The sequence below is a fragment of the Peribacillus sp. NPDC096622 genome, from assembly GCF_044762665.1.
GTDB lineage: Bacteria > Bacillota > Bacilli > Bacillales > DSM-1321 > Peribacillus > Peribacillus frigoritolerans_B.
In genome coordinates this window covers 61,424-76,567 of the sequence record NZ_JBIWES010000002.1, presented here as the reverse complement: position 1 = coordinate 76,567, position 15,144 = coordinate 61,424, and the positions used below count along the sequence as shown (strand labels likewise).

The window sequence follows — 15,144 nt, the reverse complement described above, 5'->3', positions numbered from 1 at the left end:
TCTTTCACCCTTTCAAACTAGTTAAACAAAGAGACAATGTAAAATTAAAACATATATTGGAAAATAAGTAAATAAATTAAGGATTATTTATACAATTTAGGATTTTAGGGGTATTATGATTTACGGGTTAATTATCATGGTTCATCTACATAAATTGTATATTATTTGGATTTTTATTTTTTGTAAAATTACGGAAATGGATTTTGACTTGTTTTTTATTCTCTTTTTATAAGGGATATATGCTTAGATTAATAATTTTTAATCGGTTTATAAACACTAAATAAGGGTGAATTAGATGTATACTTTGAGAACAACAGAAAAAATAACCCATAAAATACAAAAGAGTATTTTTCTTCTAAAAATGTTTATAATTGGTTTAATTTAATGTAAATTATAATTCGGAGGTGTGACAAACATGAAAAAAAATAACAAAAATGGTATGTTCTTTGGCTATAGTAGGTGCAATAAGTACTACAACTGCTTATGCTGCTACTTCATCTGTTAATGTAGGTGGCAGTAATATAGCCCCAACAGGAAAAACGATTTCTGCTACTAACATAGGACATACTGGAGAAAATTTCGGAAACGTGACTTTTGTTTCATACGCTAAGAAAGTAAGAGCTTATCAACTTGATCTTACTATTAACTCAGCTACACTGTATGCTGGGGATGATTTTGTTAGATATGCTTCTCCTGGTAGTGGAAAATACTATGTAAAAGCAAAAGTAACTGGTAGTGGAGCATACTATGCAAGTGGAGTAAGTTCTGTTTGGAGTAGATAATATCTAAAAAGTACTTTCTAACATAATGATTTCTATTTATTTTTTTAAAAGGTATTATTCTTTTACTTAATTAATTTAAAAAAATGAAAGCTACCATTCTAGGTAGCTTTCATTTTTTTTATTAACTTGACCTTGGTATTTGGGTTGAATTTTTTCGAAAAATTATACTACAAAATTCACTTCGCGGTACAAAATTTATATTCATGGTAGAATAGCCACAAAAAAAGATATATCAGAATAAAAATAGAAAACAAAATAAACGTTTTACTAACGGGATGGAAGTAACCGTACCTATTCTTCTGGAAACGTCTTCATTTTACTTCGAATCTTGGTAGTTTTCATGTGTAGAAATAGGCCTGTTCATACTCTTGTTAGCCGATTCTGAAGCAAGCATTTTTCCTTTCAAGAAAGGATTGTTCTCGATTTTTTCAAACCGTGATCGGTGCTGATATACACTATCCAATTCAAAATGGAGCATTTTAATTTCTTCTTTACGGTTATTCAGCGTTATCTGAATTTTTTCAAGAGGGACCACTTTATTTCCGTTCTCTTTATTAATTGGCCTTCTTACTATCCAGCGCGAAATGAAATGCGCTACGTAAGCTTCCAAACAGCTATAAGGCTTGTGAGAGCTTGACACACAAAAGCATAGTGATGGTCGATTTCAGATTTCCCAATTCCTGATGGATTTTCCCACGTGCCTCTGATTTTTCTCCAGGATTCCTGGATATGTGGAGTGATGTCGATACTGCATTTATTGAAACTCTTTTTCCCGTATGGAAACCAAGCTTTTCCTGGTAGCCATGGAGCGTTTTTTCTCGTGCAGTGATTTGTTCGTTCCTTAGCCTCGACATTTCAAGCTCGGCTTTTTCCTTTAAAATTCGATTTCCCTTAAGTTTAAAGGGGTTCGTGAAACAAATTCATCGATGATGTTACCTATTCCGGTCCACTTATCATGCTTACCTACTATGCAGCCCAGTTTTGCATCGCTTACAGCATTCGCAGGAAACCTTCCTTTCATTTATCGAAAGGTTTGAAAAGTGAACGGACTATCCAGTGAATTCAATGGCCAAGCGTTCCACATGAAACATTTTCAATATAAAAAAGGCATTCACAGTTCTGCTTGAACTGTGGACGCCTTTTTTTATCCTTTAATCTTCTTGATGAAGACTACTTTTAAATAATTCCCTTCCTTATACTCAGGAATTGTTTTAAAATCAGCCGGCAATGAGAATTGTTCCACGATCTCATACTTTCCATTCATTTCCTTGAAAGCAACATCAATGAAATTCTTGAATTTTTTCATGTCGAATGTACTGCAATTAGTTGAGGCGATAATGACCCCATTATCTTCCGTAATGGAAATGGTATCCTTCAATAAATTCGTATAGTCTTTTCCAGCACTGAAAGTAAACTTCTTCGATTTGGCAAAGCTGGGCGGATCAAGGATGACCATTTCAAATTTCAAAGCTTTCTTCACCGCATATTTAAAATACTTGAAAACATCCATCACCACGATATTGTGAGCTTCAGGATCTATGCCATTCACACTGAACTGCTCGATCGTCTTTGGTAAACTGCGATTCGCCAGGTCGACACTCGTTGTTTTAGCAGCACCGCCTAAAGCGGCAAACACGGAGAATGCCCCCGTATAAGAGAACATATTCAACACCGTTTTCCCTTTTGCGTATTCATCCCGGATTTTCCTTCTGACATCGCGTTGATCAAGGAAGACACCGACCATTGCCCCATCATTCAGATAAACAGCGAAATGGACTCCATTTTCCTTTACAAGAAGCGGAAATGCCGGCTGTTCGCCCGTGACAAAATCGTCTTCATCCACGTACTGCCCTTTTGTATCAAAGCGTTTCTTCTGATAAATCGATTTGACCTCGACCGTTTCCTGCAATGCTTTAATGATGTAGTCTTTAAAGGAATATATTCCTTTGCTATACCAGCTAATGACATAGTGACCATCATAATGATCAATGATTAAACCGCCAATTCCATCACCTTCCCCATTAAACAAGCGGAAAGCTGTAGTCTCCCCATCTTCAAAAAAAGACTTTCGGAATTCATATGCTGCCTGGATTTTGCCGTTAAAGAAAGATTGATCGATCTTTTCATTCTCCCTTCGGGTCAATACCCAGCCATAGCCCTTATTCTGTATACCATAATATCCTTTTGCCAGAAAGCGGTTGTTCTCATCCACCAAGCGCACCAAGGCCCCCTCTTCCTGAAGGTCATTAAGATTGGCTATCGACTCTTTAACAATCAAGGGAAAACCCTTGCTGATTTTACTTACGAACTTAGCTTTCACTTTTATATCTATTTCTTTTCCCATCTATATCATCCTATCTTTGCAAATGCTTTCCTCCCCATTTTACCCTAATCCCCTTATAAATAAAAACCAGCCCGGTTCCTTAACCTGGCTGGTTTCCAAGAAAACTTTGATTATGAAACTTCCAAATGGAGATCGCCTGGCTTAACTTTACCCATCATCTTCAATACACGATGTAAGGCAAGTGTGATCACAGCTGGCAATACCATACCCACTGCCACATAAACCAAGAACGTGTATAACCCCTGACCGGTTATGATGGCAATCGGGGCAATCATTGAACTTAACCCCATGCCGCCAAGTTCATACGGCACTTGAAAATTGAATGCCAAGGTAGCGATAGGTGCACAGATGATTGCCGCCACAAAAGGCGGAACTACATATAATGGTTTTTTGATTAAGTTAGGAAATTGAACTTTTGGCGTAACGACCATCTGTGCCAGGAACCCGCCCATATCATTATCTTTATAAGACATGACAGTGAACCCGACAAACTGAACCGTACATCCGATTAGAGCTGCAGCACTGGAAACCGGATCCAATTGCAGGGCAATCGCCAGTGCAGCGGAAGACGCCGGTGTCATCAATAATATGCTCCATACCAAGGCTATAACCATGGAACCGATTAAGGGAGAACCCTCGACCGCAGCCGTGGTTTGACTGCTTATCCATGTTAGGAGCGGAGTCGTGACAAGAGCCAGGCCATATCCCGAAACTCCACCGACAAGAACTGCCCCCATAGGGATGGCCATGATGTCCAACTTCGTTTTGCCGATTAGGCGCTTACCTATATATGTTGCAATTACCGCTGCCAAGACAGCACTTAGTGGCTGACCCGTAACAATCGTGAAGGCACCTTCAGCCGTTTTGTGAATGGCAGCACCTCCAACAGCACTTGAAGCCATGGCGCTAAAGATAATTAATGAATTTCCTCCAAGCTGATATGCGATTCCTGCTCCTAAAGCTGGTGCTAGCAAGACCTTCGCGGCCCCGCCAATTGCCAGGAAGACCTCCCAACCTAAATATCCCCCTATGGATTCAAACAATAACCCGATCCCTAATGTAACCAAAACAGCGTTGGCTATCCCTGTTGATGCCTTGTACATTCGATCGCTGATGTATTCTTTCCTGCTCACTCTATCTCCACTCCTTATTAATTATCAGAATATTCAATTTAGGAAAATCGAAAAAAAAAATAAAGGTCTTCTTTTAAAAAGCCTATTAAGTATATCGTACTACTACCTAAATGTCTGTTAATGTCTGTTCGTATAATAACATGAATTTTCTGATAATGTAAATGATATTTTTATTCTAATAAAATAAAAGCGCTTTCAAAAAATAAAGGTTTAACACATTACTATCAAATAAAAGTTAATAATTTATTATTCCAAAATAAGTTATCCCCTTTTAAGGATGTCTACATGGAGACATTTCGGTACATTTGCGACAAAAAAAAGAACCCGATTAAGGATTCTCTCACTAGCTGGATTTATGCTTTTCTTATAGATACCCATCCTATTTTTGAAAACCTTCCAATTTTGCAAAAGTGTCCTTCAAATATTGGTAAAACAATTTCTCCGTTGGCATCAGTTCCCTATCCGCCGGAACGATGACCCCTACAGCCCTGGTTACAGCTGGATCCTCCAGCGGCAATTTAACCGTAAAACGCGGCAAGCTATCAATCAAGGAAATCTCAGGTATCAAGGTTATACCCAGACCTGCTGCCACCAGGCCTTTTATGGCATCAGTATCTTTCCCTTCAAATGCCACTTCCGGTTCAAAGCCATGCAATTTGCAAGCTTTCATAACGAGATCCCTTAAAACATAACCCTTTGGAGATAAGATGAACGGATTTCCTTGAAGCTCATTCAAGGATAGTGATTTCTTCAGGGCCAAAGGATGGCTTTCTGGTAAAAGGGCAACTAAGTTCTCAATAAACAGCGTTTCACCTTTGATTTTCTTTTCATTCACCGGCAGCGGACCGATCAAGGCCATGTTAATGTTACCTTTAATCACAGAATCTATCAGGTAGCGATATGAACCTTGTTTCAATGTGAATTTCGCCTGCGGGTAACTTTCCCTGAAGTCGGAAATGGCCCTTGGCAATATATAAGAAGCTAAACTGCTGGGAAAGCCGATGCGGATTGTCCCTTTTTCCGGATCCAGACTTTCAGCCATCTCACGCTTGGCACGATCGATAATATCCATAGCTTGTTCCATATGAGTTAAAAATGTATGTCCTATAGGCGTCAATCTAATCTTTCGGCCTTCCCTGATAAATAAGGGCACACCCAGCTCTTCTTCTAAATTGTAAATTTGGCGACTGACAGCAGACTGGGCAACATGCAAATCCACTGCCGCTTCCGTCATATGTTCACGCTTTGCCACTTCAATGAAATATTCGATTTGCCTTAATTCCAATCTAAGCTCCCTCTTTCATATCAAAACAGCATGTTATTTATCTAATATTCAGATTGTTTATTTCATTTTTAAATTATACCATGAAAGTATCATATAAAAACCGATAGACTTACCCTATTTAATATTTTATGACTTTATCTTAAGGAGAGAGAACAATGACCACTTCACAGGAAGTCGAGCATGAGGAATTGCAAGTTGCCAGAGAGTTCGTAAGTCAAGTATACGCACAGGTAAAGGAACGTAATCCCCACGAAAGTGAATTCCACCAAGCCGTAAAGGAGATATTCCTATCATTGGTCCCGGTTTTTGCAAAACATCCCGATTATATGAAAAGCGGGATATTGGAAAGGCTTGTTGAACCCGAAAGAATGATCACCTTCCGTGTCTCTTGGGTTGATGACCTGGGAAATGTTCAAGTCAACCGTGGTTTTCGTGTGCAATTCAACAGTGCAATCGGACCATTCAAAGGCGGACTACGATTCCACCCCACTGTCAATTCCAGCATCATAAAGTTTCTTGGTTTCGAACAAATCTTTAAAAACTCGCTTACTGGCCAGCCGATCGGTGGGGGTAAAGGCGGGTCGGACTTCGATCCAAAAGGAAAATCGGACGCGGAAATCATGCGTTTTTGCCAAAGCTTCATGTCGGAACTATCTCGCTATATCGGCCCTGATACAGACGTACCGGCTGGTGATATCGGAGTCGGTGCAAGGGAGATCGGTTACTTGTTCGGTCAGTATAAAAAGATGCAAGGCAGCTACCATGCCGGTGTTTTAACCGGTAAAGGCATAAGTTACGGCGGAAGCTTGGCCCGTACAGAAGCGACTGGATATGGAACGGTTTACTTTGTCGAAGAAATGCTAAAAGACAAAGGGTTACAATTCCATGGCAGCACTGTCGTTATTTCCGGATCTGGTAATGTATCCATTTATGCCATTGAAAAAGCTACACAGCTAGGCGCTAAAGTTGTTGCATGCAGTGACTCCAATGGCTACATATATGATGAAAATGGCCTGAATCTTGATACAGTTCGACGCCTAAAAGAAGTGGAACGAAAGCGTTTAAGCGAGTATGTCGATGCGCACCCGGAAGCTGTATATCATGAAGGAAGCTACGGCATTTGGTCTGTACCATGCGACATCGCACTGCCTTGTGCCACACAAAATGAAATCGATGAAGAAGCAGCAAAATTACTGATCAAAAATAATGTGAAGGCAGTCGGTGAGGGTGCTAATATGCCTTCAACCCTTGAGGCCATTGAAGTATTCCTTAATAATGGCATCCTTTTTGGACCAGCAAAAGCAGCCAATGCAGGCGGCGTAGCCGTGTCTGCACTTGAAATGGCCCAAAACAGTGCCAGAATGCCTTGGACTTTCGAAGAAGTCGATGCCAAGCTGCATGAGATCATGAAAAACATCTATAAAAACAGTATAGAGGCTGCAGAAGCATATGGTGCGCCTGGCAACTTAGTTGTCGGGGCCAATATTGCCGGATTCCTTAAAGTGGCGGATGCGATGCTGACTCAAGGTATACTCTAGCAATCAGTTGATTTAATGGGCGGTTCCGAGAAGGGGCCGCCTTAAAAAAATGGACTCACTTACCTATACCCTCTTATTCATATCAATTCAAGCTGAATATCCACACTCAGATAACATCAATGAGATCGAAACATTTCTTTCTTACTACAAAAAGAGTGCCGGAAAATTTCCGGCACTCTCATTTTTTGGGAGACAATCACTCTTTGGTGACCAATTTCAATGGAACGGATATTGTGTCATCCACTTTGTCGCCTTTTAAGATCTTTTCAGCCGCATTAACCGCTTCTTCACCGATAAGTGCCGGTTGTTGGGCGATTGTAGCTTTTAGTTCACCGTTTTCGACTGCTTTCAATGCATCATCATTTCCGTCAAAACCAACGACGATGATGTCTTTACCTGCCGCCTTGATTGCTTCAATGGCTCCTAGTGCCATTTCATCGTTATGGGCGAACACCGCTTGGATGTCTTTATTTCCTTGCAGGATATTTTCCATTACGTTAAGCCCTTTTGTCCGGTCGAATTCCGCAGTTTGGCTAGTCAGGACATCTAACTGCTTGTCCGCAATATTGTGGAAACCATTCCCGCGTTCACGAGTTGCGGATGCTCCGGATACCCCTTCAAGTTCCACTACTTTCGCTTTTTCGCCAAGCTCTTTAACTAGATATTCTGCAGCCATTTCCCCGCCAGCCACATTGTCGGAAGCGATGAACGTTTCAATGTCACCTTCGTCTGAAGAACGGTCAATCGTGATAACGGGAATGCCCGCTTCATTTGCTGATTGAACCGCTGAAGATATTGCCGCAGAGTCAGTTGGATTCACAAGAAGGACATCAACCTTTTGAAGAATTAAATCTTCAATTCCGCTGATCTGTTTTGCCGTATCATCTTGGGCGTCTACAACTGTGACTTTCATACCCTTTTCTTTTGCTTCTTTTTCAATACCATCTTTTAAGGAAACGAAGAATGGGTTGTTTAAAGTAGAGATGCTGACTCCGACTTTCACGTCTTTCATGGAGTCTTTCTTTTCTTTTTTATCATCTTTAAGACCAGAATCCATTGAACAGGCAGCCAAGACCATTAAAGAAAGAACCATGATGATCGATACTATTTTTTTCATTGATTACACCTCTTCTTATGATTTTTTACGGTCAAGCAAGACCGCGATTAATATAACTGCACCTTTTACCACTTGCTGGTAGAAAGAGGATACACCAAGTAAATTCATGCCGTTATTCAAGGTACCTATGATAAGGACACCTACCAGCGTACCGAACAACCGCCCTTTACCGCCTGAAAGGCTCGTTCCACCCAGCACCACGGCTGCGATGGCATCCATTTCATAGGATTGTCCTGCCGTCGGCTGTGCCGAATTCAGACGGGATGTTAAGATGGCACCAGCGATTGCCGCCATCGTACCGGCCAGACCATATATGGCCACTTTGACTCGGTCAACTTTAATCCCCGAAATACGGGAAGCCCTTTCATTTCCGCCAATGGCATATGTTTTACGGCCAAAGGATGTTTTATGAAGCAGGAACCATAGGATCAAGAAAGCGATGACCATCACAACGGCCGGTACTGGAAGTCCCAGGAAGTAACCTCTCCCAAGCATCTGGAACATTTCAGAATCGCCAATTCCAGTAATCGGCTTTCCATCCGTATAAACAAGCGTTAATCCCCGGAAAATAGTCATGGTGGCCAGTGTCACGATGAAAGGGGCCATTTTTCCCTTTGAAACGAGAATCCCATTGATTACACCCATTATTGCACCTAGTAGAACGCCTACTAATATTGCTAAGATCGGATCTATTCCCGAGACCATCATACCAGCCATAAGAGCGCTGGATAGGGCTAAAATGGAACCCACGGACAAGTCGATGCCGCCTGTCAATATGATAAAGGTCATTCCAAATGCAATAAGTGCATTAATGGAGGTCTGACGCAATAAATTCAAAATATTATTCGGTTCCATGAATGATGGATTTAAAACGGTTATTACGATAAATAAAAGTACCAGGGCGAGTAACGGACCAAATTTTTGCCAAATCCCGCTTTTCCCTGTAGCCTCAAGTTTCATCCTAGTTCCCTCCTGTCGCCAATGCCATAATTTTTTCTTGCGTCGCTTCCTGCTTTAACAATTCCCCAGCAATCTCACCTTCGTGAACTACAAGGATTCTATCACTCATTCCAATGATTTCCGGAAGTTCTGATGAAACCATGATGATGGCGATGCCACGCTCCGTCAATTCATTCATCAATTCGTAAATTTCACGTTTGGCACCAACATCTATGCCCCGGGTCGGTTCATCCATAATTAAAACTTTAGGGGAAGTGCCGATCCATTTGGCTATTACCACCTTCTGTTGATTTCCTCCGGATAGATTGCCAATGACCGTTTCAGCAGAAGATGTCTTCACGTGAAGTCGCTTAATCATCATTTCGGCAAAGTTCATCTCATCTTCCGTTTTTACGATTCCGCTAGGAGCAAAACTCTTGAGATTCGGCAAGCCGATATTTTCCCTTACAGAAAAGTCCAGGATCAATCCCTCTTCTTTACGATTTTCCGTAATGAAAGCCAGGCCGTGTCGAACTGCATCCGTTGGTTTTCGTATGGAAACTTTTTTGCCTTCAATGGTGATTTCACCGCTGTCTATTTGGTCGACACCAAAAAGGGCGCGCATTATTTCTGTTCTGCCTGCTCCCATTAATCCGGCTACACCGACAATCTCACCTTGCCGAACCGCGAAATGGATATCTTCAAAAAGCCCCTTTCTAGTTAAACCTTTCACATCAAGGACTATGTCGCCGGCATTCGCTTCACGATGAGGAAAACGATCCTCCAGCTCCCGCCCGACCATTTTCTGGACGACTTCATCGAAATTTGTATCTGCAATTCTTTTCGTATCGACTGTTTTTCCGTCACGCATTACGGTGATCCTGTCACAAATGGCGAATATTTCTTCCATTCGGTGAGAAATATAAACAAGTGATACACCCTTTTTGGTAAGTCCCTTCATCACTTCAAAGAGCTTCTCTATTTCTCTATCAGTTAAAGCGGCCGTAGGCTCGTCCATGATGATGACTTCGGCATCCGTCATGAGCGCCTTGGCAATTTCAATCATTTGCTGTTCCCCGACAGAACAGAATCCGGCTTCCTTATCAAAAGGAAGGGAAATATTAAGTGTTTTAAAAATCTCTTTTGCACGCGCTTTCATTTGTTTCGTCTTCAGGACACCGAAGGCATTCACCATTTCCCTTCCGATAAATAGATTCTCCAGCACGGTCATTTCTGGCCAAATATTCAATTCCTGACGGATAAAGGCCATTCCCGCCTCTTCCGCTTCCTTTGAATCCTTGAATGAGGTTTCTTTACCGTTAATCTCAATCGTTCCTTGATCTTGTTTATGCAGCCCGGTCAAAATGTTCATCAAGGTTGATTTTCCCGCTCCATTTTCCCCCATTAGTGCATGTACTTCCCCAGCCTCTAAAGAAAAATGAACACCTTCCAATACCTTGTTTTGACCAAATGCTTTATAAATATTGTGCATTTCGATTTGCATGCTCATCATCTCATTTCTTTAAAAGAATACTCCAGACTGCAATATGCAATTTGAATATGGCGTCGTCTCCCCGGTCCGGATAATTGCTTTCGCGTTACTTGTCAGCCTTTTAAAATCCTCATGGGAAACATATTCAATCGCTGAACCGAATTGCTGCTCCATGTATTGATGCTGTTCCGGGTTTTTATCCTTCACTTCTGTGGCAGCGATAACTTTTTCAACAACCATATCTTCGTGAACCGCCCGGACGACATCCTGAAATGATGGTGTTCCAGGCGTTAATGCTAAATCTATCTTGCATACTCCGGGTGGCACCGGCAGCCCGGCATCACCTACGACAATATAATCGGTATGACCTAGGTCAACCAGGACCTTGGCTATTGAACTATTGATGATTCCTTGACGTTTCATGCTTCAAAGCCCCTCTCGACCTCTAACCTTTGCGGCATGCCGCCTTGAGCGCCTAATTTCGTCACGGAAATGGAAGCTGCCCGGTTCGCGAATAACAAACATTCGTCAAAACTTTTTCCTTCTGCAACAGCCACCGCAAAGGCAGCATTGAATGTATCCCCTGCGCCTGTTGTATCCACCGCTTCCACTTCAAAGCTTGGAACAACCTTTTCTTCATGTCCGTCAAAATAACGGACGCCTTTTTTTCCTTCGGTAATGAATAATTTATTGGGATATTCAGTCAAGACTTCCGTTCTATCTCTCCCATTGAAGAGTATCTCGAATTCATGTTCATTCGGAGTAAGGAATGATGTCTGTTGAATGACAGCCTCGCTTAGCTTCCGGGCGGGAGCTGGGTTCAATAGTAATCTCTTTTGAAGCGTGTTGCACAAGTCAGCCAGATACTCCACAGTTTCCTCAGGTATTTCTTGCTGAACCATCACGATATCCGATCCCTCTATCACCTTTTTCGCCTTTTGTACATATTCAGGAGTAATGAAGTCATTTGCACCTTTTATGAAAATAATGCTGTTATCACCTTCCGAAAGGGTAATATGTGCTGTTCCGGAAGCTGAACCTGTAACCGGTTCCACATAATCCGTGTTTACATGATTCTTTTTCAGATTTTCTAAGATGATCTCTCCATAGACATCATCTCCTACACATCCGACCATCGACACTTCTGCACCAAGACGTGCCGCTGCAACAGCCTGATTGGCTCCCTTTCCTCCAGGAACCGTGATAAAGGACTCTCCTAAAATTGTTTCCCCGGCCATTGGCCGCTTGGCTGATGTCACCACTAAGTCCATTGAAGCACTTCCCACCACTGTAATTCTAATCATGTCTTCTCCGCCTTCCTTCTCGTTGTTTGTCTCTCCACAAAAGAAACAGGGAGCTTTTTATGTGTTACTTCCATTTTTTCTTGATTGATCCTTTTAATTAGCATTTCCGCCGCTTGTGCCCCCATCTCATAGGCTGGCTGCCGAATTGTCGATAACGGCGGGTGCAATAACGCTGTGAAGGAGATATCATCATAGCCGATCAATTGTATGTCGTCCGGTATCCGTATTCCCCGTTTTAAAATCTCCTGGAGTGCTGCGGCTGCAACAATATCATTGCAAGCAATGATTCCATCCGTTTCCGGATATTGCTCGAAAAGCTGCTTCACGCATGTTTGGCCGCCCTGAAGAGTTAGGGGTGAATCCATGACTTGTACGTTCACTTTTGCTTCATTCAATTCTTCCAATGCTGCCATGTACCGTTCATATACAGGCTTTATTTCGACTGGCCCCCTAATGAGGACGATATTCGTACTGCCTCTATCCAGCAATACGCGTGCTGCCAGCTTACCGCCTGTCTTTTGATCGGAATAAACAGCCGGTAATTTCTCTGCTGTACGGTCGAGAAGGACAACTGGAATATCGAGATTATCGAAATTCTCATTGGCTTCTTCACTAGTTGAAGCAATCATGCCCACTACATTATTTTGCAGGAAAGTGTCAATATATTCTATTTCTTTATCTCTCTTTTCATCACTGTTTCCAAAAATCAACCGATAACCAAACTGCTGCAGATAATCCTCGACACCTCTTGCCATTTCTGGGAAGAAAGGATTCGTAATGTCCGGCAAAATCAAACCAACCAATTTGGATTTACGTTTGTAGAGAGATCTTGCCACTTCATTCGGTTTATAATTCAATTTTTCAACAGCTGCCATGACCACCTTTTTCGTGTCCTCATGTGCATAACCACTGCCATTCATAACTCTGGAAACCGTTGCCACAGAAACTCCAGCTTCCTTTGCCACATCCCGAATAGTTGCCAATATATCACCCTCAATGCTTTTGTGTAACCGTTTACACATAGCTTAGCACCAATTTAAATGAACGGCAAGCCCTATTCCAAAGATAATTTTTAGGGAATTTGAACCAAGGAGGATAACACAATCCTTTTTAATGTGATATTTGTTAATGATTATCGCACTCTATCATCTCGGCAATAGTTTTTACATCCTCATTACCTCATGATTTGATACTTCTATTTAATACAAACAACAGGAGTTCTATCTGTCAGTTACAACAAAATTGATTGGAGGGGCGTACAAGACTCCTGCGGGAAAAGCGCGTGCCTGGAGCGGAAATCAACGGTCAATTGTAAAAGCCATAAAAAACAGTAGACAAACTCGATTTTCATCGTGTTTGTCTACTGTCTGAAACTGGCTCAAAATTCTGAGCCAACTTTAAAGCGTTTTTGCAGGTAACTTTTCATAAAGGGCATTATTCACATGCCCAAACTCAGATGCATGCGGACGGTCTTCACCATCGCTATATCCATATTGAAGCATCCGATTTCTATTCAGGCAGAGTTTCGTTAATTTTGGCGCAAAGAAATTGAATGTATCGAAACGATCCTGTAACATAGGGAATTTTTTCTGATGTGTAAGGATTGTTCGAGCGACGCCTTCCCAAAAAGCATTCTCATCCAAAAGGGACCTCTTCATCAAAAGTGTTGACAAGTATCGGAAATGACAGATGAATAGTCCCGTGAAAATGAATTGAACCAGCCCCTCTGGAGTCTCACTTCTTAATACTTTCCTTAAATCATCAGGAAGGCTGCTTAATTCAGGAAGCGGCTGATCACTGACGTTTACATCATCTACAAAATCCTTGATGGCCAAGCGGTGAGGCTTGTAATCCTTCAAAACTAAAATGGTATTTTGACCATGCGGCGAGAAGACCAATCCATATTGATAGATAAAATGCAATAATGGTGATAGGATGACTTCGAATAATTGAGCTGTCCAGGCTTCTGCAGTCAATCCCGATTTTTCTATAAGGCTTTCCACATATGGTTTACCTTTGCTGTCCACATGTAAAAGGGACGCAAGCGTAATGGGCTTCTCGCCTTCTTCCATATAACTGTAAATGCTTTCTCTCCAAATCCCCCCCAGCATCTCTAAATATTGATACGGTACATTCTCTAGCTTGGAATAATACGGGTGATCAACATTTAAACTGGCCACTTCACCAGGAAGCACTACTTTGCATTGTTCTTTCAAAAATGAATCATTTTCATAAATGTTCTTTATATACGTTGTGATTTTCGGGGCAATGACCGTGCGTTCAGCCGGCAATCCACGGTAGACTAGCGTATTTAAAATGCTCATCGGCAGCTTGACGTGGTGTTTATCCTTTTTCGATACATTAACGAATGTCCGGATGGATTGTTGCGGCAAATACTTATCAGGACCATTTCCCAAAGCTACGATCAGCCCTTTAGCCAAATCATCGGTAAAGTTCTGGATGATTACATTCTTCCACTGCCATTCATGAACTGGGAGGTAGTAATAGTTTTCTGCGTTCAGCCCTTTTTCTGTCAATATCTTTGCAAATGATTTTTGGGTTCCCCCATCCAGTTCATTCTCCATCAATTGCTTATAGGATAACGTTTCGACTGAATTGAACTCACCCCTCGTTTTATGGATGGCAATCCAGGATAACTGAACTTCCTTCTGGTTTTCTGGAGCGAACTTCAAATAATCATCATAACCGAAACCGATCCTTCCCTTGTTATAAGCAATCCAAGGGTGACCGCTCATTTCTCCTTCAAGTAATGCATAATCCAGTTCGACTAAATCATCCGCATCTTGTTCAGGTTTGGATAGCAATTGGAGATCCGCAAGCAGCGTATGATGGAATTCTTTGATTAAATGTCCTGTTGTTTCTGCAGTCATCCCAATTAACGGCTGGATGTCCAAAATGAATTGAATAGCATCTTTGGCCTGTGTAAAACCTGCCGCTTCACATACCTGGATCGATTCGGCATGTACTTCATAGCTGTCAAAAAGACGGGGCGACGCTAAAAACCGATAAGATTTTCCCTCATTCACCATTAACTCATATAGATTTCCTGCTGCGTTTTCGTTCAGTACTGCTGGATGGATCATATCTTCATACATATACTCAGAAATCATCTTGGCCAGCAGGTTTTGGTTTACTATCGACCAATTATTTTCTGAAACTGCCTGTTCCACTTCATTTATGAACTGCATA

The 15,144-nt window shown here is 41.7% G+C and carries 12 protein-coding genes; 2 read left to right on the top strand and 10 right to left on the bottom strand.

Features of this window, described 5'->3' with window-relative positions; all coding sequences use genetic code 11:
• Nucleotides 1–446 precede the first annotated feature (446 nt).
• Nucleotides 447–782: a hypothetical protein gene (locus ACIQYG_RS03755; RefSeq protein ID WP_402835541.1), complete on the top strand. Its 336-nt coding sequence runs from the start codon at nt 447–449 to the stop codon at nt 780–782.
• Between the two features lie 1,144 nt (nt 783–1,926).
• Here the strand turns inward: ACIQYG_RS03755 and ACIQYG_RS03750 are convergent.
• The 3 genes from ACIQYG_RS03750 to gltC all read right to left on the bottom strand — a co-directional run bounded on the left by ACIQYG_RS03750 (nt 1,927) and on the right by gltC (nt 5,544).
• Nucleotides 1,927–3,126, bottom strand: a complete 1,200-nt coding sequence (locus ACIQYG_RS03750; RefSeq protein WP_402835540.1) for a class I SAM-dependent rRNA methyltransferase — start codon at nt 3,124–3,126, stop codon at nt 1,927–1,929.
• Nucleotides 3,127–3,236: 110 nt separating this feature from the next.
• Nucleotides 3,237–4,229 carry a PTS sugar transporter subunit IIC gene (locus ACIQYG_RS03745; protein WP_402836340.1) on the bottom strand — a complete coding sequence of 331 codons (993 nt, stop codon included), beginning with the start codon at nt 4,227–4,229 and terminating at the stop codon, nt 3,237–3,239.
• A gap of 409 nt (nt 4,230–4,638) precedes the next feature.
• The gene (gene gltC / locus ACIQYG_RS03740; RefSeq protein ID WP_402835539.1) at nt 4,639–5,544 is read right to left on the bottom strand and encodes a glutamate biosynthesis transcriptional regulator GltC; all 906 of its coding nucleotides are present in this window, start codon (nt 5,542–5,544) and stop codon (nt 4,639–4,641) included.
• Nucleotides 5,545–5,699: 155 nt separating this feature from the next.
• On the opposite strand from gltC, the gene gdhA reads away from it, so the two are divergent.
• Nucleotides 5,700–7,082 carry an NADP-specific glutamate dehydrogenase gene (gdhA, locus tag ACIQYG_RS03735; RefSeq protein ID WP_402835538.1) on the top strand — a complete coding sequence of 461 codons (1,383 nt, stop codon included), beginning with the start codon at nt 5,700–5,702 and terminating at the stop codon, nt 7,080–7,082.
• A 196-nt stretch (nt 7,083–7,278) separates the two neighbouring features.
• On the opposite strand, the gene rbsB is transcribed toward gdhA, so the two are convergent.
• The 7 genes from rbsB to ACIQYG_RS03700 all read right to left on the bottom strand — a co-directional run bounded on the left by rbsB (nt 7,279) and on the right by ACIQYG_RS03700 (nt 15,143).
• Nucleotides 7,279–8,199, bottom strand: coding sequence for a ribose ABC transporter substrate-binding protein RbsB (gene rbsB, locus ACIQYG_RS03730; protein WP_402835537.1), 921 nt, complete (start codon nt 8,197–8,199; stop codon nt 7,279–7,281).
• Between the two features lie 15 nt (nt 8,200–8,214).
• On the bottom strand, nt 8,215–9,159 hold the full coding sequence (locus ACIQYG_RS03725; RefSeq protein WP_402835536.1) for an ABC transporter permease: 945 nt from the start codon (nt 9,157–9,159) through the stop codon (nt 8,215–8,217).
• 1 nt (nt 9,160) lies between these two features.
• Nucleotides 9,161–10,642 (bottom strand): sugar ABC transporter ATP-binding protein, encoded by a 1,482-nt coding sequence (locus tag ACIQYG_RS03720; protein ID WP_402835535.1) that lies wholly within the window; start codon nt 10,640–10,642, stop codon nt 9,161–9,163.
• 18 nt (nt 10,643–10,660) lie between these two features.
• Complete coding sequence (gene rbsD, locus ACIQYG_RS03715) at nt 10,661–11,053, bottom strand: D-ribose pyranase (RefSeq protein ID WP_402835534.1); 393 nt, start codon at nt 11,051–11,053, stop codon at nt 10,661–10,663.
• Nucleotides 11,050–11,934 (bottom strand): ribokinase, encoded by an 885-nt coding sequence (gene rbsK / locus ACIQYG_RS03710; protein ID WP_402835533.1) that lies wholly within the window; start codon nt 11,932–11,934, stop codon nt 11,050–11,052. Before rbsK ends, rbsD begins: the two co-directional genes overlap by 4 nt.
• A complete protein-coding gene (locus ACIQYG_RS03705; protein ID WP_402835532.1) occupies nt 11,931–12,917 on the bottom strand; it encodes a LacI family DNA-binding transcriptional regulator in 987 nt (328 codons plus the stop codon). Before ACIQYG_RS03705 ends, rbsK begins: the two co-directional genes overlap by 4 nt.
• Before the next feature lie 414 nt (nt 12,918–13,331).
• Nucleotides 13,332–15,143 carry an IucA/IucC family protein gene (locus ACIQYG_RS03700; RefSeq protein WP_402835531.1) on the bottom strand — a complete coding sequence of 604 codons (1,812 nt, stop codon included), beginning with the start codon at nt 15,141–15,143 and terminating at the stop codon, nt 13,332–13,334.
• Between the last annotated feature and the right edge of the window lies 1 nt (nt 15,144).

What these genes read in the sequence shown, in the direction of transcription:
- ACIQYG_RS03725 (WP_402835536.1), bottom strand. Translation starts at nt 9,159, where the DNA reads ATGAAACTTGAGGCTACAGGGAAAAGCGGGATTTGGCAAAAATTTGGT.
- ACIQYG_RS03720 (WP_402835535.1), bottom strand. Translation starts at nt 10,642, where the DNA reads ATGCAAATCGAAATGCACAATATTTATAAAGCATTTGGTCAAAACAAG.
- rbsK (WP_402835533.1), bottom strand. Translation starts at nt 11,934, where the DNA reads ATGATTAGAATTACAGTGGTGGGAAGTGCTTCAATGGACTTAGTGGTG.
- ACIQYG_RS03750 (WP_402835540.1), bottom strand. Translation starts at nt 3,126, where the DNA reads ATGGGAAAAGAAATAGATATAAAAGTGAAAGCTAAGTTCGTAAGTAAA.
- ACIQYG_RS03745 (WP_402836340.1), bottom strand. Translation starts at nt 4,229, where the DNA reads ATGTACAAGGCATCAACAGGGATAGCCAACGCTGTTTTGGTTACATTA.
- rbsD (WP_402835534.1), bottom strand. Translation starts at nt 11,053, where the DNA reads ATGAAACGTCAAGGAATCATCAATAGTTCAATAGCCAAGGTCCTGGTT.
- gdhA (WP_402835538.1), top strand. Translation starts at nt 5,700, where the DNA reads ATGACCACTTCACAGGAAGTCGAGCATGAGGAATTGCAAGTTGCCAGA.
- rbsB (WP_402835537.1), bottom strand. Translation starts at nt 8,199, where the DNA reads ATGAAAAAAATAGTATCGATCATCATGGTTCTTTCTTTAATGGTCTTG.
- ACIQYG_RS03700 (WP_402835531.1), bottom strand. Translation starts at nt 15,143, where the DNA reads ATGCAGTTCATAAATGAAGTGGAACAGGCAGTTTCAGAAAATAATTGG.